Source organism: Microbacterium gorillae (assembly GCF_000826185.2).
Classification (GTDB): domain Bacteria; phylum Actinomycetota; class Actinomycetes; order Actinomycetales; family Microbacteriaceae; genus Microbacterium; species Microbacterium gorillae.
In genome coordinates this window covers 709,132-729,539 of record NZ_LN648874.1, presented here as the reverse complement: position 1 = coordinate 729,539, position 20,408 = coordinate 709,132, and the positions used below count along the sequence as shown (strand labels likewise).

Below are 20,408 nucleotides of genomic sequence, written 5' to 3'. Positions count from 1 at the left end.
ATCATGCGCATCTCCGTCGTCACCGAGATCAAGCCCCAGGAGGCCCGCGTCGGCCTCACCCCCGCCGGCGCCATGGACCTCGTCCGTCGCGGTCACGAGGTGTCCGTCGAGACCGGAGCCGGGGCCAACGCCGGTTATCCGGACGAGCAGTACCTCGCCGCCGGCGCGCGGATCGTCTCGCAGTCCGAGGCCTGGGCGAGCGCCGAGCTGCTGGTGAAGGTGAAGGAGCCGATCGCGTCCGAGTACGGCTTCCTCCGTCCGGATCTGACGCTGTTCACCTACCTGCACCTGGCCGCAGACCGTCCGCTCACCGAGGCACTGCTGGACGCCGGCACCCTCGGCATCGCGTACGAGACCGTGCAGGACGCCACCGGGCTGCCGCTGCTCACGCCCATGAGCGAGGTCGCCGGACGTCTGGCGGCGCAGGCCGCGGCCACGCACCTCACGCGCGCCGGGGGAGGACCCGGCGTTCTCCTCGGCGGCTCGCCCGGTGTCGCGCCGGCTCGCGTGCTCGTCATCGGCGGCGGTGTGGTCGGCGCGCAGGCGGCGCTGCTGGCGATCGGGCTCCAGGCTGAGGTGACGATCCTCGACATGTCCGGCAAGCGCGTCCGGGAGCTCGGCGAGCTGTTCGCCGGCCGTGCGCGCGTCCTGATGTCGGATGTCGCCACGGTGGAGGCCGAGCTCGCGCAGGCCGACGTCGTGATCGGCGCCGTGCTCGTCCCCGGTCGGGCGGCACCCAAGGTCGTCACCCGTGACCAGTTGACGATCCTCAAGCCCGGGGCGCTGCTGATCGACGTCGCCATCGACCAGGGCGGGGCGTTCGAGACCTCGCACGCCACGACCTACCAGGACCCGATCTTCACCGTCGACGGCATCCGCCACTACTGCGTCGCGAACATGCCCGGCGGCGTGCCGCAGACCTCTACTCGAGCGCTGACGAACGCGACGCTGCCCTACATCCGGCAGATCGCGGACCGCGGTGTGGAAGCGGCGCTCGACGCGAACCCCGCGCTGTCCCTCGGCGTCAACACCCGGGACGGGCGGATCGCCTACGCCGGTGTCGCGGACGCCTTCCCGGACCTGCCCGCCGCCCAGGTCGCGGCCCTGGTCTGATCCCGCGTCGCGCCCACGTCCGACACTTCTGCGGGCGACTTCCTGCCGGACCTGGGAGCGACATCGGGCATGCTCTGACCTGCGACAGTTCCGGAGGTCCGGAACTGTCGCAGGTGGGAGCGATTGGACGCGACGGCGGGAGTCGAACCCGCTGCACCTTCGGTTATGAACCGAGGCCCGGGACCACCCGGATCGCCGCGATGTGTCCACGGTACGGACGACCGCGGACGAAGGGAGCCGCCGTGTCGCGATGCGACGGGGCGTGACGGCGGATGACGTGAAGGGGCGGGCGCCGGTTCCCGATTCCGGCGCCCGCCCGAGGGTCGCTTACAGACGCGACCGCTGCGCAGCCCCACGCTGCGCACGTCCGATGAGTCCGACGGCGGCGCAGACGACGGCGATGCCGCCCAGCGCTATTGCCAGATACGCCGCGGAGGACACCGGAGTCAGGGAGAACCACAGATTCTCGATCGTGGCGCGCACGCCGTCCTGCACCACGGCGAGCACTCCGAGGACGGAGATCGCGAGCAGGATGAAGCCCCAGATGATCCCTGCCCAGCGCGTACGCGGGCGGGGGATCGGGTCCGCCTCAGCGGCGACCGTCTCGTCCACCACGGTCCCGGACGGCGGCACCAGGGCCGAATCCGCCGGCGTGGGGCCGGTCGTGGCGAGGGGGGACGGATCGCGGGACCACGAGTCGGCATCCGCGAGAAGGGCGTCCTCGGACGCACGGTCCGTGTCGGTACGGACTGCGGCGACGGGAGCCGCTTCGCCGTCCCGGGTCGCGACGACCTCTGCGGTGGCGTCGATGTCCGGCAGCGGTTCGGTGCGGAATTCCTCGGGTGTGGGATCGGTGCTGTTCATCACTTGCCGTCCTTCTCGGTGGTGTCCGTCGGCTGGATCAGGTAGACGTTGACGGTGTCGCGCTGGCCGATTCGGACCGTCACATCGACCGTTGCGGACCCCTTGTCCGGGTTCGTGAGCGTGGTGTCGTAGGTGAGTCCGTCGGGGCCGCTGACGGCGTCCGGCTGCTCCGCCGTGAGCTGGGGATTCGGGTCTTCGGCGCCCTGCGCGTCGAAGACGCGGACCTGACCGTCCCGCACGACGGCGGTCAGATCGAGTCGAACGCCGGGATCGACCCAGATGTCGGTCACGCCCTGGCCCTTGGCCAGCACGACCGAGCCGAAGGCGTTGCCCTGCGGCTTTCCGGCCTGCTCCGGGTACGGGCTGAGCTGGATCGTGGTCGAACCGGAGAACTGCACGTACGTGTGCTCGCCCGGCTCGGGGTTGTAGATGTTCATGTCACCGCCGAACAGTGCGACCTCTCCGGCGTCCCCTGCGGAGACGCCGAGCGCCCGCGTGGAGGAGGTCAGCGGCACGACGGCCAGGCTGACCGGCACTGCGAACACGAGGATCGCGATCGTCAGGAACGTCAGGAATCCGCTGCGGCGCCGCAGGATTCCGGCGCCGATCATGCCGAGTGCCGTGACGCCGGCCGCGACGCACAGGCACGCGCCGGCGGCCGCGGCGGACCCGAGTCCTGCGGTCGCCAGAGCCGTCGCGGCGCCGGCGAGGACGGCGAGTCCGACGACGATGGCGACGTACCAGAACGGGGTGCGCGGCCGGGACGCCTTGCGAACGGCGCGGGCGCGGTCGTAGGCGCGCTTCTGCTCCACGACGCGGGCGATGTTCTCCTGACGGGCCTGTTCCTGCGCGCGACGGTCGGCATCATCCTGGTCGCGTCGCCACTGCCCGTGCTGCGCCAGCCAGGCTTCGTGCTGCTGCCGCCAGGCCTCGTACGCCGGGCCCTGCGGCTGCTGCTGCGGCTGCTGCCACTGGGGCTGGACCGGCGGCTGCGGCTGGGCCTGCTGCTGGGGCCGGCTCTGCGAGGACGGCGCGGTGGCCGCGGCGAAGGGCGCCGCGGACGGGGTCGGCTCCTGCCACGTGTGCGAGCCCGGGCCGGACTGCCGGTTCGTCGGCGTCGTGGCGCGGTTGCGGTGCTGCGAGGCCTTCACGATCGCGACGATCAGGAGCGCCAGCAGCCCGAGGACGAGGAGCACGGTGAACACCTTGGGGATGCCGGTCCACCCGGCGTTGACGACGCCGGCGTAGGGCCAGAAGACGGCGCCGAAGAACCACGGCACGATCGGCACGATGCTGAGCAGGACGACCACGATGATCGCGACCATGGGCGGCGAGAACCGTCCGCGGAACATGTTCTGCAGGTGGATCTCGCCGTCGGCGTCCGGAAGCAGCGCCCAGCAGATCGCGTAGATCAGCAGAGCCGGGAAGCCGATGAGGGCCGTGACGACGAAGATGCCGCGGATGATCAGCGGATCGACGCCGATGCGGCGTGCGATGCCGGCGGCGACGCCGCCGATCCAGGCGTCCTGGCGGACGATTCCGAGGGATCGGACCCAGCCGAAGAAGCCTCCGGAACCGGCCGGGGGCGGCGGTGTGGTGGGAGCGGGAGGGACGGATGTGTCGGTCATGGGTTCCACCTTTCCGTGGACGCGGCCCGTTCCGCTATCAGGGACACCCCGGATCGGACCCTGATCCCGTCCCCGCAGAGGGACTGCCGGAGAGTGCGCGTGATTTGATGTGGAGGTGCCCAACCCTCCTGTCGTCGTCCCGCCGCGCCCGCCGCTGCGTCGCGCGCGGCGTGCTGAGGTGGCGGGGGTCGCGGCGGGACTCGCCGAGCACCTGGGATGGTCGGTCGGACTGACGCGACTCCTCTTCATCGTCCTGACGCTCGCGTCCGGTGCCGGTGCGCTCATGTACGCGTGGCTGTGGGCCTTCACCCCGCTCGCGGCCGGCGAGGGCGCGGTTCATCGCCGGGTCCCCGTCGCCTGGTTGCTGACGGCGCTGTCCGGTGCGCTCGGGTTCGCGACCCTGGTGCTGGCCGTGCCCTTCGGGACCCCGGGGTGGTTCACCACCCCGACCTGGTTCACCACCGCCGTGCTGGCCGAGCTCGTCGCCGTGGCGGCCGGGCTGTGGGCCGGTTTCGTCGACGTGAAGGACCCCGAGCGCGGCCCCCGGCATGCGCGCATCGTTCGCCTCGTCCTCGCCGCGATCCTCGCGGTCGTCGCCGCCGTGCTCGCGCTCGCGGTGGCGCGCTCGCAGTGGGGCGGTGCGGCCGCGCTCGCCGCGATGCTCGCCGTCGTGGCGGTGATGGCCATCTTCTCCCCGACGCTCGTCACCCGATTCCGGGAGCTCTCCGACGATCGGATCGCCCGGATCAAGGAGGAGCAGCGCAGCGAGATGGCCGCCCACCTGCACGATTCCGTGCTGCAGACCCTCGCCCTGATCCAGAACCGAGCGGGCGCTTCGAGCGAGGTCGCGCGCCTCGCGCGCGCCCAGGAACGGGAGTTGCGCGGCTGGCTGTACGACGGCGACGACGCCGCGGACAGCGACCTGCCGACGGACCTGCGCGACTTCGGTGCCGCGCTGGAACTGGACTACCCCGTGCACATCGACGTGGTGGCCGCCGGCACCGCGACCGAGCGGGCCAGCGGCGACCTCGCCGCGGCCGCCCGCGAGGCGATGCTCAACGCCGCTCGGCATGCCGGCGGGGAGATCTCCGTCTACATCGAGAGTCGCCCGAACACCGTCGAGGTGTTCATCCGCGACCGCGGTCCCGGTTTCTCCCTGACCGATGTCCCGGCCGATCGCCTCGGGGTGCGGCAGTCCGTCATCGGACGCATGCGCCGCGCCGGCGGCAGCGCCGAAGTCCGTGGGGGTGCCGGCGGCGTCGGCACCGAGGTGCGGCTCCGCCTGGACCGGCCCGACGCACGCTCCGCTCCCGAACCCCTCGTACCCGGAGGAACAGTATGACCGCGCCCCTGCGCATCGTGATCGTGGACGACCACTCCATCTTCCGCTCCGGCCTGCGCGCGGACCTGGATCCGAGCGTCGAGGTCGTCGGCGAGGCGGCGGACGTGGCGAGCGCGGTGGAGACGATCGTGCGCACCGTCCCGGACGTGGTGCTGCTGGATGTGCACCTGCCGGGTGCGGACGGCACCGCCGCGACCGGTGGAGAGGCCGTTCTCCAGCAGGCTCTGCCGCTCGCGCCGTCCGTGCGCTACCTCGCCCTGAGCGTGTCCGACGCCGCCGAGGACGTCGTGCGGGTGATCCGCGCCGGCGCGCGCGGGTACATCACCAAGGGCGCGTCCGGGGCGGAGGTCTCCGGTGGTGCGCGCGCGGTCGCCGGGGGAGACGCGGTGTTCTCGCCGCGCTTGGCGGGATTCGTGCTGGACGCGTTCGGTGCGATGAGCGGGGAGACCGCGGCCACCGACGCGGAACTGGACCGGCTGTCCACGCGCGAACAGGAGGTCATGCGCCTGATCGCGCGCGGATACGCCTACAAGGAGGTCGCTGCGGAGCTGTTCATCTCGGTGAAGACCGTGGAGAGCCACGTGTCCGCCGTGCTGCGCAAACTCCAGCTGTCCTCACGGCACGAACTGACCGCGTGGGCGACGGCGCGCAAGCTGCTCTGACGGGCTGACGTGCGCGCGTGCGCGCGTACGAGACGGACGTGTCCGGCGGGTAAACTCGCGTCATGACGACGGCACGCACACGGGGCACACGCGCCGTCATGATCGCCGTCGGCATCGCCGTGATCGCGGCGGTGATCGTCAGCCGCCTCGGGGACGTCCTGCTGATCGACGCCGACGTCCCGCCGGCCTCCCGTCCGGAGTCCGAGGCCATCGTCTGGCCGGCGCGCGTGCTGCTGCTGCTCGCTCTGGCCTGGATCACGATCGGGGCGATCGCCACGCGAACCTCGCTCGTGCGCCGCCCCGGCGCCGCCGCGGCCCGTTCGACCTGGCTCGCGTCCACGCGACCATGGCGTGCCCGCGAGTCGATCCTCGGGCTGCTGCCGTTCGACCGGGCGCTCATGGTCATCGTTCCGGTCGGCCTGATGATCTGCACGCGGATCATCCAGGCGTCGTTCGCGCCCCTGTGGCCCGCCCTCAGCGGTGTGCTCGCGTGGGTGGTGTTCACGCTCGTCGCGGTCCTCCTGGTCCGACCGCACTCGCCGTGGCCGATGGTCGCCACGGTCGGTGGCGGCATCGTGTTCCAGTGCGTCTTCGACCTGGCCTGCTACTCCGTCGCCGGACCGCTGACGTTCTGGTCCTGGCTGTGGAGCGTCGCGCCGGTGCTCCGGGTCGCCGTTCTCACCGTCGTGTTCGGCGCGATGGCGTGGACCGCCGTCGCCATCGGCGGCGCCGCGAACGCTCAGGTGGGCCCGCGTCGTGCCACCGGCGTCACGATGGCCGCCGCCGGTTCCGCTCTGGCGCTGGTGGCCCTCATGACGGCGCTGTGGGGCAACGCGATGCTCGCGCGGATGTGGCGCTCGGATGTCGTCAGCGTCTCGTTGCCGGACGGGATCGCGTGGGCCGCATTCGCCGTCGCCCTCGTCATCGCCGTCGGCGGGGTGTTCCTCGCACGTCGCTCCGCACGCGAGCCCGCCGAGCTCGATCGCTGAAACACCCCCAGGCGCGCGATGGATCAGACGCCGGCGTCCGGTGCGCGTCGCATCCCGAAGACCGAGGGCACCAGCAGGGTGCCGAGCGCGATCACCGCGAAGAGGATCGATGCGGTCATCAGGACCACCCGTGCGTCGGCGACCGTCAGCAGCCATCCGAAGATCAGGGTGCCCAGCGGCATGGCCAGGAAGCTGCCGAGCATGTCGTAGCTGGAGACGCGGGAGAGCATGTCCCGCGGGACGTGCTCGAACAGGGCGAGCTGCCACCCGGTGCTGAACACGTCGTTCCCTGCGCCGGCGATGAAGGCCAGGAGCGCCAGGGGCACGACCGCCGGATGCCATCCCAGCAGCCCCAGCGGCAGCGCGAAGGCGGCGACACCGAGCATGCCGTACCGCAGCGGTCGACGCAGCGGGACGCGCATCAGGACGAGGGTCATGACGAGCGTGCCGGCCGCCTCGGCGCCCAACACCCAACCCCAGCCGGTGACGCCGAGGGCGGGGTCGTTCTTGGCGATGTACGGTCCCGCGATCCCCCACGCGCCGATGTGGATGGCGTTGAGGAGACCGAACACGACGACGATGACCCAGAGCCAGGTGCGGCTCCGGAACGCGTTCCATCCGTCCCGAAGGTCCCGGAACAGCGATGATCCGCTGCGGGCCGGTGGCGGCAGCCGGACCATCGCCAGCATCGGAATGGCGCAGGCCAGTCCGGCCGCCTCGACCACGAGCGCCCAGGCGGGCCCCGCGGTCGCGACGAGGATGCCGGCGATGACCGGTCCGCCGATCGTGCTCGCGGCGCGGACGAACGAGATCGACGCCGTCGCCCGCTGCAGGACCTCCGGGGTGACCAGTTGCGGCAGGATCGCCTGCATCGCCGGCATCACGAAGGCGCTGGAGGCCCCCATCAGCGCGCCGAGGGCCACGAGCAGCGGGATGGTCGCGACGCCGGTGAAGATCAGGGTCGCCATGGCACCGGTGGTGAGGATGTTCACGGCCCAGCAGGTCTGGATCACGAGGGCTCGGGGGAGGCGATCCGCGACCACACCGCCGATGAGGAGGAAGGTGATGTTGCCGATCATCACGGCGGCGAGGACCGCCGACAGCGCCCGTGGGTCGTTCGAGATCCCCAGAACGGCGAACGCGATCGCGACCGAGGACATCGACGCCGTGATCATCGTCAGCGCGCGCGCCAGGAAGAACCAGCGGAAGTCGGTCACTCGTCCCACCCTAGGTCCTCCTCGCCCCCTGACCGCGAGACACCCATGCACGTCCGATACACCCCGCAACGCGGCAGGTTTCGGACGTGCCCGGGTGTCTCGCGGGGGAGGGAGGGGATGTCCCTCGCCCCCGGACCGCGAGACACCCATGCACGTCCGATACACCCCGCAACGCGGCAGGTTTCGGACGTGCCCGGGGGTCTCGCGGGGGAGGGAGGGGATGTCGGGGCGGCGAATAGAATCGAAGGGTCATGAACGAAACTGCTGCCGCCGTCACCGACCCGCTCCTGGACGGACTGAACGCGCCGCAGCGCGCCGCCGTCGAATATCGCGGACCGGCGCTGCTCATCGTCGCCGGCGCCGGGTCCGGAAAGACCCGTGTGCTGACCCACCGCATCGCGCACCTGCTGCGCACCCGTGACGCGTACCCGAGCCAGATCCTCGCCATCACGTTCACCAACAAGGCCGCCGCGGAGATGCGCGAGCGCGTGGCCGCGATCGTCGGGGACACCGGGCGGGCGATGTGGATCTCCACGTTCCACTCCGCATGCGTGCGGATCCTGCGGCGCGAGGCGCAGCAGTTCGGCTTCACGTCCGCGTTCACGATCTACGACTCCGGAGACTCGCGCGCGCTGATCAAGCGACTGGTCAAGGAGCACGAGGCGGACCAGTACGGCCTCACTCCGGCGGCCGTGCAGTCGCGCATCTCGAAGCTCAAGAACGAGTTGCAGGACGCCGAGTCCCACGCCCGCAACGCGAACATGAACGACCCCGCCGAGCGGGCGTTCGTGGCGATCTTCGGCGAGTACCAGCAGCGGCTGCAGAAGGCGAACGCCTTCGACTTCGACGACCTCATCGCCCAGACGGTGTACCTTTTCCGCGCGTTCCCGCAGGTCGCCGACCAGTACCGCAAGCGCTTCCGGCACGTCCTGGTGGACGAGTACCAGGACACCAACCACGCCCAGTACGCCCTGATTCGGGAGCTCACCAAGCCCGTTTCCGGCGGCTCGGAGCCGTTCGCCTCCGGCGGCATGATGATCTTCGAGGCCGACACGACCCCGGAGGTCCCCGGCGCCTCCCTGACCGTCGTCGGTGACTCGGACCAGTCCATCTACGCGTTCCGGGGCGCGGACATCCGCAACATCACCGAGTTCGAGCGCGACTTCCCGGGCGCGAAGGTGGTGCTCCTGGAGCAGAACTATCGCTCCAGCCAGAACATCCTGTCGGCGGCGAACGCCGTCATCGGCAACAACTTCGACCGCAAGGACAAGAAGCTGTGGACCGACACCGGTGCGGGCGAGCTCATCGTCGGCTTCACCGGCTACTCGCAGCACGACGAGGCGCAGTTCATCGCGGACGAGATCGACCGACTCCGCGCCGGCGGCATGGCCTACGGGGACATGGCGGTGTTCTACCGGACGAACTCGCAGTCCCGTGCGCTGGAGGAGATCTTCATCCGGGCCGCCCTGCCCTACAAGATCATGGGCGGGACGAAGTTCTACGAGCGCGCCGAGATCAAGGATGCTCTGGCGTACCTGATCGCCGTGGCCAACCCGGCGGACGAGATGGCACTGCGCCGCATCCTGAACAAGCCGCGCCGAGGCATCGGTGAGGTGACCGAGACGGGCATCGCTCGATTCGCGGCGGACAACGGCCTCACTTTCCGCGACGCGCTCGCGCACTCCTCCCAGCTGGGGTTCGGACCGAAGATCCAAGCCGCGATCGCGCAGCTGGACACCGTCCTGCGCGAGGCGTCCGCCGTCCTGATCCCGGCTGACGGCACCGTGCCCCCGCCGACCTCCGTCGCGGACGGCCTGACGCTGCTGCTGAACAAGTCCGGCTACTTCGACATGCTCCGCGCCAGCCGCGACCCGCAGGATGAGGCCCGCCTGGAGAACCTGGACGAGTTCGTCGCGGTCACCCGTGAGTTCGCGCGCAACAACCCGGAGGGGACGATCGCGGACTTCCTCACCGACGTCGCGCTCGTCTCGGACGCCGACGACCTGGATGACGAGTCCGGGGTCGTGTCCCTGATGACGCTGCACACCGCGAAGGGGTTGGAGTTCGACGCGGTGTTCCTCACCGGCGTCGAGGAGGACCTCATCCCGCACCGCATCTCCGCAGGCGAACCGGGCGGCCCGCAGGAGGAGCGCCGCCTGTTCTACGTCGGCATCACCCGAGCCCGCAAGCGCCTGTACGTCACCCTCGCGATGACGCGCGCGCAGTTCGGCGAGGTGACCGTCGCGATGCCGAGCCGGTTCCTGCAGGAGATCCCGGTCGAGCTGATCGACTGGCGTCAGTCGCCGGGGGATGTGAACTCACGCGGGGGGCTGCAGTCCCGCGCGCTGAACGCCCGCCGTCCCCGCAACGATTTCGGCGCCAAACCGCTCGCGCCCGGTGGTGGGCTCAAGCCGCTGTCGACGAACGCCGACCGTTTCCCGAACCGCGTCACCGCGAAGGTCCGTGACAACGGCGACCTCGAACTGGCGCCCGGGGACCGGATCCGCCACGACGACTTCGGTGAGGGGCGCGTCGACGCGATCACCGGCGAGGGGGCCAAGCGCATCGCACACGTGCGGTTCGACGCGGCCGGATCCAAGAAACTGCTGATCAAGATCGCTCCGATCGTCAAGATCTGAGCGGAGGGGCCGCGCGGGAGCGTGCAGCGAGTCCTGTAGGCTGAGGCCGGGGAATTCTCGGCGACGGTCGTTCGCCTGCGCACGCCGGGGGGCAGCGCCGGCGGGACCGGAGCTCAACGGGATCCCCGTGCGTCCGTCGCACGCGCACGCGCGTTCGCGGCCGGGGGGCCACGAGCGCGCATCGGGGCGCACGCGGACGGACGGGAGTCGCGATCGTCGCGCGCGACCGAGCAGCGATGCCGGATCGGCGGGTGCGCCACGGCGGCTCCACCCGTCGGCCGTGCCGGGTTCGACCATCGGGTCCCCGGTGCGGTCGCCGGGGCGCCGGCTCTCGCGGCTAGGCTGGGCGCATGGCACTCTTCTCGCGTCGCAAGAACGACCAGCCCGACGCCGCCGCGGATTCCGCGACGGACACGCCGGATCCGGCCGCCGTGGACGCTCCCGAGACGACTCCCGCCGAGGAGGCGTCGACCGAGCCCGCGCCGACCGAGGACGTCCCGCACGTCGGAATCTCGATGTCCACGTTCGGTGGTCTCGGTGGGACGCCGAAGCCCCCGGCGGCCCCGGACATCCCGGCGCCGCAGCCGACGAACGCTCCGTCGCGCAACGCCGATGGCACCGTCGCTCTGCCCTTCGCCGCCGACGAGCCGCCGGCGAACTGGGAGACCGCGCCCGGACTGCGCGACAACGCCGTCCTGCGCGACGCGCTGGCGCGCCTCAACCCCGATCCCGAGCCGAACGAACTGATCGGCGTCGTGCGTCAGATGCTGCAGGGCCACCTGTTCCTGCGCGTGAAGGGCGACGCCCGCGAACAGGTCGAAGCGGGCGAGGACCTGCAGTTGGGCATCGTCCGAGACGGCGACCGCAACTTCATGCTCGCGTTCAGCTCCGGCCGCGCGCTGCAGGAGGCGGTGACCGCGGACGGCGACACCGGCACCAGTGCTTTCGGCCAGCCCGCCGTCCTGGTGGCCCGCCACGTGCTGCAGAACGAGTTCGCCGGCCTCATCCTGGACAACGCGTCCGCTCCGCACCGCGTGGTCGTTCCGATCGATCTGCTGCAGCGGATCATGGCCGAGGCGGACGACGAGTTCCGGCTGAAGACCGTGATGGCGATGGACCGGTCGCAGATCGCCCACGAGGACCTGGTCAAGAAGGTCGCCGAGACGCTGCGCGAATCGAAGGTGTGGGTCGCGGTCGGCACAGCCGGCAATGACGAGTCCGGCAACCCGATCTACGGTGTCGCGGAGGCGCGCACCGCCGACGGCGAGCGGCTGCTGCAGCTGTTCTCGCACCCTCTCGAGGTCGTCTCCCTGGGGCGCGACGAGAAGGCCGCGGCGTTCTCGCTCGAGCAGCTCCGGTTGGCGCTGTCCGAGACGGACGGCCTGACCGGCGTGCTGATCGACGCCGCCGGCCCGAGCATGCGACTCTCGCGCGCCGAGCTGGCTCCCGTGCTCGCGGACTGATCCCTGTCGGTCCGCTGACGCAGGTCATAGGGTCGGACCATGGCATCGGAACGCATCACCCTCACGGTCCCCGGTCCTGCCGGGGACCGTGAGGTGTCTCTGTCCAGTCCGAACCGTGTCGTCTTTCCGGAAGCCGGGATCACCAAGCATGAGCTGGCGGAGTATCTGATCACCGTGTCCGGCCCGTTCCTGGCGCACAACGGGTCGCGGCCGGTGTCGCTGGAACGGTTCCCGGGGGCCGTCGACGGGGAGAGCTTCTTCTCCAAGAATCCGCCGAAGGGGACACCGGATTACGTCGCATCCGTCTCGGTGCGCTACAACTCCGGGCGCTCCCACCCGCAGCTCGTTCTGACGGAGCCGGCCGCGGTGGTGTGGGCGGCGCAGATGAACACCGTCGTCTTCCACCCCTGGGCGTCGCTGGCCGTCGACACGGATGACCCGGTGGAGCTGAGGATCGACCTCGATCCCCAGCCGGGCACCGACTTCTCCGATGCCGTCCACGCCGCCCACGGCATGCGTGCGGTGCTCGCCGAAGCGGGACTGGCGAGCTGGATCAAGACCAGCGGCAACCGCGGCCTGCACCTGTTCGCACCGATCGTTCCCGAGCACGAGTTCCTCGAGGTCCGGCACGCCGTCATCGCGGCGGGGCGTGAGCTCGAACGACGCATGCCGGACCGGGTCACGACAGCCTGGTGGAAGGAGGAGCGCGGGGAGCGGATCTTCATCGACTTCAATCAGGCGAACCGGGATCGGACGATGGCGGGTGCGTACAGCCCCCGCGCGCTGCCGAGCGCGACCGTGTCCGCTCCGATCACCTGGGACGAACTCGACACTGCCGACCCCACCTCCTTCACCGTGCGCACGATTCCGCAGCGTCTCGCCGATCACGGTGACCCGTGGGCGGAATTCTCGGCGACGCCCGGAAACCTCGACACGCTGCTGGCGTGGTGGCAACGCGATGTGGACGCCGGGCTCGGCGAGCTGCCGTTCCCCCCGGAGTTCCCGAAGATGCCCGGCGAGCCGCCGCGGGTGCAGCCCTCTCGGGCGCGCACGGACCGCGGTGGCGACGAAAACGGATCCTCGTCGGCGCGCTGAGGCCGTCCGCCGACGCTACAGCGGTGCGCGCCGCCGAATACGGAGTTCTCTCGCAATCGCTGTCCGCCGGGCCGAGATCACGGCAGGGTGTTGGGCGGACGGGTCGTCCGCGGCCCAACGCGACGACGCCACCCGAGCACCCCCGTTCTGTGGAGATGAGGCACCGCGACAGCGGTTCGCCTCATCCCGTCCCTCCCCGTTCTCGACCGCCGGGGAGCAGCGTCGCGCCATCGGCTCCCCACGCCGGTGGCGCGACGCGGTTATGGGTGTGACGGGAAACCCGTGCCGAGGCGCGGTTCCGGGCCCCGGCGAACGTAGTGTTGGGGCATGGTGACCGACGAGACGGCATCCCCCGCCCCCGCCGCCGATGACCGGGTTCGTGCCGCTGCGGAACGCGCGCAACGGTGGCGTACGCCCGCCGCGGATGCTCCCGCCGACCCCGCGACCCGTCGGCTCGATGCGATGCTGCAGGACCCGCAGGGGCTGCCGTTCACGCTCAGCGTGGTCGACGCGCTGCTGCGTCCGGAGAGCCTGAGCGTCGCGGCGGGCGGCTTCCACCGCGTCGCTCCGGCGGCGCCCACCGGCCTGCCGTGGTATCTGCGCGGTGCGGTGCGACTGGGCGGAGCGGTCGCTCCGGTGCTGCCGGCACCGATCGTGCCGCTGTCCCGCCGCGCGCTGCGTGACGTCGTCGGCCACCTCCTGCTGGACCCGCGTCCGGCCCGACTCACGGCGAGCCTCGCGGCCATCCGCGGCCATGACGCCCGCGTCGACGTGCGACTCCTCGGGGAGCGCGTCCTGGGGTCCGATGCCGCGATGCGTCGGATCGACGAGTTGCACGCCCTCGCTGCGCGGGAGGACGTCGACGGCGTCACGTTCACGCTGCGCGAGGTGGTGGCCGTCGGATCGCCCTGGTCGTTCGAGGACACCGTGGTGGCTGCGGTGGAGCAGCTGCTGCCGTTCTACGCCGGCTCCCTGCTGGCGGGCGCGCTGCCGACCGCGCGGTTGACGCTCGAGGTGCCCGCGCACCGCGACCTGGATCTCACGATCGCGGTCTTCACCCGACTGCTCGAAGACCCGGCGCTGTCCGGGGTCGACGCCGCGATCGCGCTGCCGATCGAGCTGCCGGACACGCTGCCGGCGGTGCAGCAGCTGACGGCCTGGGCGCGCGAGCGCGCCGCCGCGGGCGGTTCCGGCATCGGCATCAACCTGATCGCCGGAACGGACCTCGCGGAGGAGGAGGCGGAGTCGCCGCTGCACGGGTGGGCAGGCGTGGTGCACGCGACGCAGACGGACGTGGACGCGTCCGTCCTGCGAATCCTGGACTGGGCGATCACTGCGGAGAATTCGGCCGTGCGCATCGGCGTGTCCGCGGACGACCCGCTCATCGCGGCGTTCGCCCGGGAGCTGGCTGACGAGCGCGGCGTGCCGGAAGCGGTCGAGGTCGGCGTTCACCTCGGCGTCTCGCCCGGGGCGCTGACCGCCCTCGTGCAGGATGTCGGTTCTGTCCGAGTGGACGCGCCGATCGCCGTCGCGGACGCTCGGGACGGCACCGCCGCGCACGTGATCCGTGTGCTTCGCTCCGCCGCCGGACGCGGCGACCTCTCCCGGGGTGCCGAGCGCCTGGACCGTGCGCGCGTCCGCGCAGCGGACCCGATGCTCCCCACCGGATCGCGCCGGACGCAGGATCGCGCGCTGCCGCCGGTCCCCGTTGAGGACACCCGGATCGTCCGCGCGCCGGACCTGCACAGCACCGCGGCCCTCACCGAGGAGGTGATGGGGATCGCGCGCGCCTCGGAGTCCACGGAGACGAGCCCGATCGGTCGGGACGGTGAAGGTCTGTTCTTCGGCGGGACGCCCTTCGTGGAGACGGCGGTGTTCGCCACGCACGAAGATCCCTCCGATGCCCTGGGTGCACCCGGGTTCCACAACGAGGCCGACACGGACCCCTCCACCCCGGCGAATCGCGAGTGGTCGACGCAGGTGCTCGCTCGGGTCCCGGCGCTCGCCGCCCCCACCGCCGAATCCCCGGCGGAGAGCATCGACGCGGAAGCGGTGCTCATGCGCGTCCGCACCGCCGCCCCGGACTGGGGCTCCCTCCCGGCCGTCGAGCGCGCCGCCGTGCTGCGGCGCGCCGCCGCGCACCTGCAGGAGCACCGCGCTGACCTGATCGCCGCGATCGCGGCCGAGAGCGGCCTACCCTTCGCTGAGGCCGACGCCGAGGCGACGCGACTCATCGACGCCGCCACCTACGCCGCGTCCCTGGCGCGCGAGTTGGATGCCATCAAGGGCGCCGTGTTCGTCCCCGCCGTCGCCACCGTGGTGTTCGCCGGTGCGGACGCCGCACCCGCGGCCGGTGCCGCCGACGCGTTCGCCACGATCGCGGCCGGATCGGGCACGCTGCTGTGCACGACTGCTCCTGCGGTGGGGGACGTCGTCGCGGAGGCTCTGGCCACAGCGGGGCTGCCGGACGGGGTGCTCGTGATCGCGCGAGCGGAGGACGCGGTGACCCTCGCCGCGGACCCGATCATCGAGCGGGTGCTGTTCACCGGCTCACCCGCGGATGCGTCACTGCTACGAGCCGTCCGCGCCGATCTTGAGATCAGTGGCACCGTCTCCGGCCGGGCGGTGATGATCATCATGCCGTCCGCGGACCTGGACCGCGCCGCGATCGACATCGCACGCAGCGCATTCGCGCGTTCCGGTCAGGGGCCCGCATCGGCGGGCGTCGCCATCGTGGTCGGGTCCGCCGGCCGGTCCCGGCGTCTTGCTCGGCAACTGGCCGACATCACGCGCTCCCTGCGCGCCGCGTTCCCGGAAGATCCGCGAGCGGACCTCGGCCCGCTGCGGTCCGAGCCGGACGAGGCCCTCGAGCGCGCCCTCACGCATCTGGACCCGGGGGAGCGCTGGCTCGTGGAGCCACGTCGCGTGGAGGCGCGATTGTGGACCCCCGGTGTGCGCACCGGTGTCCAGCCCGGTGCGCCGTACCTGAGCGCCGCGATCGCGGGACCGGTGCTCGGTGTGCTGCCGGCCACGACCCTCGTGGAGGCGATCCGCCTGCACAACGAGATCTCCGCGGGTGGGGCGGCTTCGCTGCACACGCGCAACCCGACCGACCTCGCACGCTTCCTGACCGAGGTCGAGGCCGGCACCCTGGCGATCAACCGCGCACTCGACGGCGGCGTCGTGCAGCGACGTCCGCTGGGCGGATGGGGTGCTTCTGCGGTCGGCCCGGCCGGGCGCGCGGGCGGTCCGAACCGTCTCGTCGGCCTGGGCCGGTGGCGTTCGAGCGGAGGGACGACCTCGTCGTCCACGCTGCACCTGAAAGGCCTCGACTCCCGCATCACGATGCTGATCGAGGCCGCACAGCCGAGCCTCGACTTCAGCTCCTTCGACTGGTTGCGTCGGGCGGCTCTGGCCGATGCCGTGGTCTGGGACCGTGAGTTCGGGCGCGTCAAGGACGTCTCCCGGCTCGGCGTCGAGCGGAATCTGCTGCGCTACCGCAGCGTGCCGGCTGCGGTGCGCGCGACCGCGGACGCGACTCTCGCACAGGTGCTGCGGACCGTCATCGCCGCCATCCGCGCGCGGTCGGCGATCACCCTGTCGCTGCAGTCGGGACTGCCGGCGGCGGTCCGCCACGCCCTCGGCGAACAGGGCGTCACGGTGTTCATGGAATCCGACGCGGAGTGGTGCGAGCGACTGCCGGAGACGGGCGTGGATCGCGTGCGCATCGTCGGTCCCTCCGCCGCGGAGGCCGCCGCCGACCTCATCGAACGCCTCGGCGCGCAGGCGCCCTCGGCCCACATCGGCGAACCCACGACGTCGGGCCGCCTGGAGCTGCTGGCGTATCTGCGTGAACAGGTCATCTCGATCACCGCGCAGCGTGGGGGGCTCCCGGACCCCTGGTCCGAGTCCGTCATCTGACGCCTCATCGCCGACACTTCTGCGGCGCTGGATCTGCCGTGCATGAGAGCAATCCCGAGGTCGCTCTCACGCCCGGCAGGTTCCGCGCGGGATTCCTGCCGGACGTGAGAGCGACGGGTCAGTCGGCGAGGACCAGACGCAGCTGTTCCACGGCCCAGTCGATCTCGGTGGCGCGGATCACGAGCGGGGGAGCGATGCGCACGGTCTGACCGTGGGTGTCCTTGACCAGGACACCGCGCTCGAGGAGCTTCTCCGCGACCTCGCGCCCGGTGCCGTGGGACGGGTCGATGTCGACGCCGGCCCAGAGACCCGCGACGCGCACCGCGGTGACGCCCGCGCCCACCAGCGGTTGCAGCTGCTCGGCCAGGTGCGCGCCGAGCTGCGTGGCCCGCTCCTGCCAGGTGCCCTCCGCGAGCATGCGCACGACCTGCAGGCCCACCGCCGCGGCCAGGGGGTTGCCCCCGAATGTCGAGCCGTGCTCGCCGGGCGCGATGACGCCGAGCACGTCCTCGTTCGCCACGACGGCGGACACCGGCAGGACGCCGCCCCCGAGCGCCTTGCCGAGGAGGTACATGTCCGGCACGACACCCTCGCGGTCGCACGCGAAGGTCGTCCCGACGCGCGCGAGCCCGGACTGGATCTCGTCCGCGATCATCAGCACGTTCTCGCGCTCGGTGATCTCCCGGATCGCGCGCAGGTACCCCTCCGGCGGGATGATCACGCCGGCCTCGCCCTGAATGGGCTCGACGAGCACGGCGGCGGTGTCACCGTCGATCGCCGCGGCGATGGCGTCCGCGTCGCCGTACGGCACGATCGTGAAGCCCGGCGTGAACGGGCCGAAGCCGTCGCGGGCGGAGTCGTCGTCGCTGAAGCTCACGATCGTGGTGGTGCGGCCGTGGAAGTTGCCGGCCGCGACGATGATGTTCGCGCGCCCGTCCGGGATGCCCTTGACCCGGTAGCCCCACGCTCGGGCGACCTTGATCCCGGTCTCCACCGCCTCGGCGCCGGTGTTCATCGGCAGGACGAGGTCCTTGCCGCAGAGCTCGGCCAGCGCGGTCACGAACGGACCGAGACGATCGTTGTGGAACGCGCGGCTGGTGAGCGTCAGACGGTCCAGCTGCGCGTGCGCGGCGGCGAGGATGTCCGGGTGGCCGTGACCGAAGTTGAGCGCGGAATACGCCGACAGCAGGTCGAGGTAGCGCTTGCCCTCGGTGTCGGTCACCCACGCACCCTCGCCGGAGGACACGACGACCGGCAGCGGGTGGTAGTTGTGGGCGAGGTGGGCTTCGGCGGTGGTGATCAGATCGGTCATGATGCTTCTCCGCGCAGTTCCAGAGTGCAGCACTTGATGCCGCCGCCGCCCAGCAGCAGTTCGGACAGGTCCACCTCGTGGACCTCGTACCCGCGCTCGCGCAGCTGTGCACCGAAACCGGTGGCGCGCGGGGAGATGATGACGTTGCGGCCGTCGCTGGCGGAGTTCAGACCGAACACCGCGCCGTCCGCATCCGCGACGCGGATGGCGTTCGGGAAGCGCTCCGCCAGGATCGCCTGGGATGCCTCGTCGAACGCGTGCGGCAGGTAGGCGATGCCGGGCTCGGCGCCGGGCTCGACGACCGGATCCAGGACGGTCAGCGCCGTGTCGAGGTGGTAGAAGCGGGGGTCCACGAGGGTGAGCGAGACGACCTCCCGGTCGAACAGCTCGGCGATCTCGGCGTGGCTGGCGTCGGAGGAACGGAAGCCCGTTCCGGCGAGGATGATCTCACCGGCGAGCAGGAAGTCGCCCTCGCCCTCGTTGGTCTCGCGAGGCGTGACGGCGGTGAAGCCGTTCGCGTCGAACCAGTCGATGAACGCGGGGGCCTCCCCGGCGCGCTCGACGTAGCGGAACTTCGGTCCGTAAGCGACGCCGCCGATCACGAAGCCGCCGTTGGCGGTGTAGACCATGTCCGGGTAGTCCGGGAGCGGATCGATGAGTTCCACCTCGTGCCCGAGGCGGAGGTAGAGATCGTGCAGAACCTGCCACTGCGCCACGGCGTTGGCGGTGTCCGTCGGCCGAGCGGGGTCCATCCACGGGTTGATCGAGTAGTCCACCGTGAAGTGTTCCGGGCGGCACATCAGGTACCGGCGGTGGTGGGCGATGCGGGCGGTGTCGTGCGTCGACATGTGTCTCCTCATGAGAGTGCGGCGGACGCTGTCCTCCAGGCTCGGCGGAGTCGAATGAGACCGGCGACCGAGCACGCCACCGTCAGTATGTCACCGGAACCTCCGGTCCGGGCCGGACTGCCGTGTTAGCGTGAGGGCGAACGAGGGGAGGCTCGGATGATCGATGCGTGGCACGCACTCGTGCTGAACCTGTTCACGATCCTCGTCGGGGCTCCGCTGTCGGCGCAGTCCGCCGTCCTGGCGCTCGCCGTGGCCCTCGTCGCGGTCGCCCTCCTCGCGGTCATGCTCAGCGCGGCCGGACAGACGCCCTTCGCTGAGACCCGATCCGTCTTCGCCCGGCACGGCGCCGGGCGAGCACCCACTCCTGCGCAGAGCGACCCGGACGCCCCGGGGCATGCGCGTCCTCGAGCCCCCGGTATCGCGGCCTCGGCCGCGTGATCCGCCGCGCCTGAGCGTCCCTTCCGGGGGCGTTCGTCGTGCGGTCCGTGGCCAGAAGCTCAACCTCTGGAACCGGAACATCGGACTCACTCATGGACATCTTCGCCTTCCCACCCCTCGCCGCGCTCCTGGACGCGGCCTACTCCGGACTGATCGCGCTCGCCGATCTGCTCGAACCCGCGGTCGGGGTCTCGGCCGCGGCGCTCGCGGTCATCCTCGTCACCCTCCTCGTCCGGGCCTGCCTGATACCGGTCGGCGTCTCGCAGGCCAAGGCCGAGCAGATGCGCGCCCGGCTCGCTCCACGGCTGCGGGAACTGCAGGCCCGGCACAAGAAGAATCCGGAACGCCTGCAGCGCGAGACGATGAAGCTGTACACCGACGAGAACACGTCGCCGTTCGCCGGCTGCCTGCCCCTGCTGGCTCAGGCGCCCGTGGTCGGTCTGATCTACACGCTCTTCCTGCGACCGGAGATCGCCGGACACCCGAACGCCCTGCTCGCCCACCAGCTCGCCGGTGTTCCGCTCGGCACGAGCTTCGTGGGCGCGCTGGGGCGGGGCTCGCTGGATCTGCCGACGGTGCTCGTCGTCGGAACCATCGTGGCGATCATCGCCGTGGTGGGAGAGCTGACGCGGCGGGCGTTCCGTCCCACCGTCCCGGCGGAAGGACCGCTCGCCTCCAGCGGCGCCCAGCGCATGCTCGGCGCGCTGCAGTACCTCACCGCCGTGTTCGCCCTGTTCGTACCGGTCGCCGCCGGACTGTATCTCGCCACCACCGTCGCCTGGACCCTGGCGCAGCGCGTCCTGCTGCGGCGTCGCCATCCGCTGCCGGCGGCGTGAGGACGCGTCCGGGGCACCGCCACGTGTCGCGTACGATTTTC

15 protein-coding genes and 1 tRNA gene are annotated in these 20,408 nt (G+C 71.4%); 10 read left to right on the top strand and 6 right to left on the bottom strand.

Annotated elements, in window-relative coordinates; all coding sequences use genetic code 11:
* The first annotated feature begins 3 nt into the window (after positions 1-3).
* A complete protein-coding gene (ald, locus tag BN1193_RS09375; protein WP_040165922.1) occupies positions 4-1,113 on the top strand; it encodes an alanine dehydrogenase in 1,110 nt (369 codons plus the stop codon).
* 124 nt (positions 1,114-1,237) lie between these two features.
* Here the strand turns inward: ald and BN1193_RS18035 are convergent.
* From BN1193_RS18035 to BN1193_RS09365, 3 genes are all read right to left on the bottom strand, one after another.
* A tRNA-Met gene (locus BN1193_RS18035) sits at positions 1,238-1,313 on the bottom strand.
* A 127-nt stretch (positions 1,314-1,440) separates the two neighbouring features.
* Complete coding sequence (locus tag BN1193_RS09370) at positions 1,441-1,977, bottom strand: hypothetical protein (protein WP_040165920.1); 537 nt, start codon at positions 1,975-1,977, stop codon at positions 1,441-1,443.
* Positions 1,977-3,605, bottom strand: a complete 1,629-nt coding sequence (locus BN1193_RS09365; protein WP_040165918.1) for a PspC domain-containing protein — start codon at positions 3,603-3,605, stop codon at positions 1,977-1,979. Before BN1193_RS09365 ends, BN1193_RS09370 begins: the two co-directional genes overlap by 1 nt.
* 115 nt (positions 3,606-3,720) lie before the next feature.
* Between BN1193_RS09365 and BN1193_RS09360 the strand changes: the two genes are divergently transcribed.
* From BN1193_RS09360 to BN1193_RS09350, 3 genes are all read left to right on the top strand, one after another.
* Positions 3,721-4,947, top strand: coding sequence for an ATP-binding protein (locus BN1193_RS09360; RefSeq protein ID WP_230206461.1), 1,227 nt, complete (start codon positions 3,721-3,723; stop codon positions 4,945-4,947).
* A complete protein-coding gene (locus BN1193_RS09355; protein WP_040165917.1) occupies positions 4,944-5,609 on the top strand; it encodes a LuxR C-terminal-related transcriptional regulator in 666 nt (221 codons plus the stop codon). Before BN1193_RS09360 ends, BN1193_RS09355 begins: the two co-directional genes overlap by 4 nt.
* Positions 5,610-5,671: 62 nt before the next feature.
* On the top strand, positions 5,672-6,598 hold the full coding sequence (locus BN1193_RS09350) for a hypothetical protein (RefSeq protein WP_040165915.1): 927 nt from the start codon (positions 5,672-5,674) through the stop codon (positions 6,596-6,598).
* A 23-nt stretch (positions 6,599-6,621) separates the two neighbouring features.
* Here BN1193_RS09350 and BN1193_RS09345 read toward each other — a convergent pair whose 3' ends face one another.
* Positions 6,622-7,815 (bottom strand): MFS transporter, encoded by a 1,194-nt coding sequence (locus tag BN1193_RS09345; protein WP_052460611.1) that lies wholly within the window; start codon positions 7,813-7,815, stop codon positions 6,622-6,624.
* Between the two features lie 251 nt (positions 7,816-8,066).
* On the opposite strand from BN1193_RS09345, the gene BN1193_RS09340 reads away from it, so the two are divergent.
* The 4 genes from BN1193_RS09340 (at position 8,067) to BN1193_RS09325 (ending at position 16,933) form a co-directional block, all read left to right on the top strand.
* The gene (locus tag BN1193_RS09340; RefSeq protein ID WP_052460610.1) at positions 8,067-10,454 is read left to right on the top strand and encodes an ATP-dependent helicase; all 2,388 of its coding nucleotides are present in this window, start codon (positions 8,067-8,069) and stop codon (positions 10,452-10,454) included.
* A 350-nt stretch (positions 10,455-10,804) separates the two neighbouring features.
* A complete protein-coding gene (locus BN1193_RS09335; RefSeq protein WP_040165912.1) occupies positions 10,805-11,917 on the top strand; it encodes an SseB family protein in 1,113 nt (370 codons plus the stop codon).
* Between the two features lie 39 nt (positions 11,918-11,956).
* The gene (gene ligD / locus BN1193_RS09330) at positions 11,957-13,012 is read left to right on the top strand and encodes a non-homologous end-joining DNA ligase (protein WP_040165910.1); all 1,056 of its coding nucleotides are present in this window, start codon (positions 11,957-11,959) and stop codon (positions 13,010-13,012) included.
* A gap of 327 nt (positions 13,013-13,339) precedes the next feature.
* Positions 13,340-16,933 (top strand): proline dehydrogenase family protein, encoded by a 3,594-nt coding sequence (locus BN1193_RS09325; RefSeq protein ID WP_040165908.1) that lies wholly within the window; start codon positions 13,340-13,342, stop codon positions 16,931-16,933.
* 118 nt (positions 16,934-17,051) lie between these two features.
* Here BN1193_RS09325 and rocD read toward each other — a convergent pair whose 3' ends face one another.
* Both rocD and ddaH read right to left on the bottom strand, forming a co-directional pair.
* Positions 17,052-18,245, bottom strand: a complete 1,194-nt coding sequence (gene rocD, locus BN1193_RS09320; protein WP_040165906.1) for an ornithine--oxo-acid transaminase — start codon at positions 18,243-18,245, stop codon at positions 17,052-17,054.
* Entirely contained in the window at positions 18,242-19,093 is an 852-nt protein-coding gene (ddaH, locus tag BN1193_RS09315; protein WP_040165904.1) for a dimethylargininase, read from the bottom strand. Before ddaH ends, rocD begins: the two co-directional genes overlap by 4 nt.
* A 156-nt stretch (positions 19,094-19,249) precedes the next feature.
* Between ddaH and BN1193_RS09310 the strand changes: the two genes are divergently transcribed.
* Positions 19,250-19,531 carry a DUF6412 domain-containing protein gene (locus BN1193_RS09310; protein WP_052460609.1) on the top strand — a complete coding sequence of 94 codons (282 nt, stop codon included), beginning with the start codon at positions 19,250-19,252 and terminating at the stop codon, positions 19,529-19,531.
* A 92-nt stretch (positions 19,532-19,623) separates the two neighbouring features.
* On the top strand, positions 19,624-20,367 hold the full coding sequence (locus tag BN1193_RS09305) for a YidC/Oxa1 family membrane protein insertase (protein WP_040165902.1): 744 nt from the start codon (positions 19,624-19,626) through the stop codon (positions 20,365-20,367).
* Positions 20,368-20,408: the final 41 nt, after the last annotated feature.

Coding starts and splice junctions, on each gene's coding strand:
- BN1193_RS09335 (WP_040165912.1), top strand. CDS start 10,805: ATGGCACTCTTCTCGCGTCGCAAGAACGACCAGCCCGACGCCGCCGCG.
- ligD (WP_040165910.1), top strand. CDS start 11,957: ATGGCATCGGAACGCATCACCCTCACGGTCCCCGGTCCTGCCGGGGAC.
- BN1193_RS09305 (WP_040165902.1), top strand. CDS start 19,624: ATGGACATCTTCGCCTTCCCACCCCTCGCCGCGCTCCTGGACGCGGCC.
- BN1193_RS09325 (WP_040165908.1), top strand. CDS start 13,340: ATGGTGACCGACGAGACGGCATCCCCCGCCCCCGCCGCCGATGACCGG.
- rocD (WP_040165906.1), bottom strand. CDS start 18,245: ATGACCGATCTGATCACCACCGCCGAAGCCCACCTCGCCCACAACTAC.
- ald (WP_040165922.1), top strand. CDS start 4: ATGCGCATCTCCGTCGTCACCGAGATCAAGCCCCAGGAGGCCCGCGTC.
- BN1193_RS09370 (WP_040165920.1), bottom strand. CDS start 1,977: ATGAACAGCACCGATCCCACACCCGAGGAATTCCGCACCGAACCGCTG.
- BN1193_RS09340 (WP_052460610.1), top strand. CDS start 8,067: ATGAACGAAACTGCTGCCGCCGTCACCGACCCGCTCCTGGACGGACTG.
- BN1193_RS09310 (WP_052460609.1), top strand. CDS start 19,250: ATGATCGATGCGTGGCACGCACTCGTGCTGAACCTGTTCACGATCCTC.
- BN1193_RS09365 (WP_040165918.1), bottom strand. CDS start 3,605: ATGACCGACACATCCGTCCCTCCCGCTCCCACCACACCGCCGCCCCCG.
- BN1193_RS09350 (WP_040165915.1), top strand. CDS start 5,672: ATGACGACGGCACGCACACGGGGCACACGCGCCGTCATGATCGCCGTC.
- BN1193_RS09355 (WP_040165917.1), top strand. CDS start 4,944: ATGACCGCGCCCCTGCGCATCGTGATCGTGGACGACCACTCCATCTTC.
- ddaH (WP_040165904.1), bottom strand. CDS start 19,093: ATGTCGACGCACGACACCGCCCGCATCGCCCACCACCGCCGGTACCTG.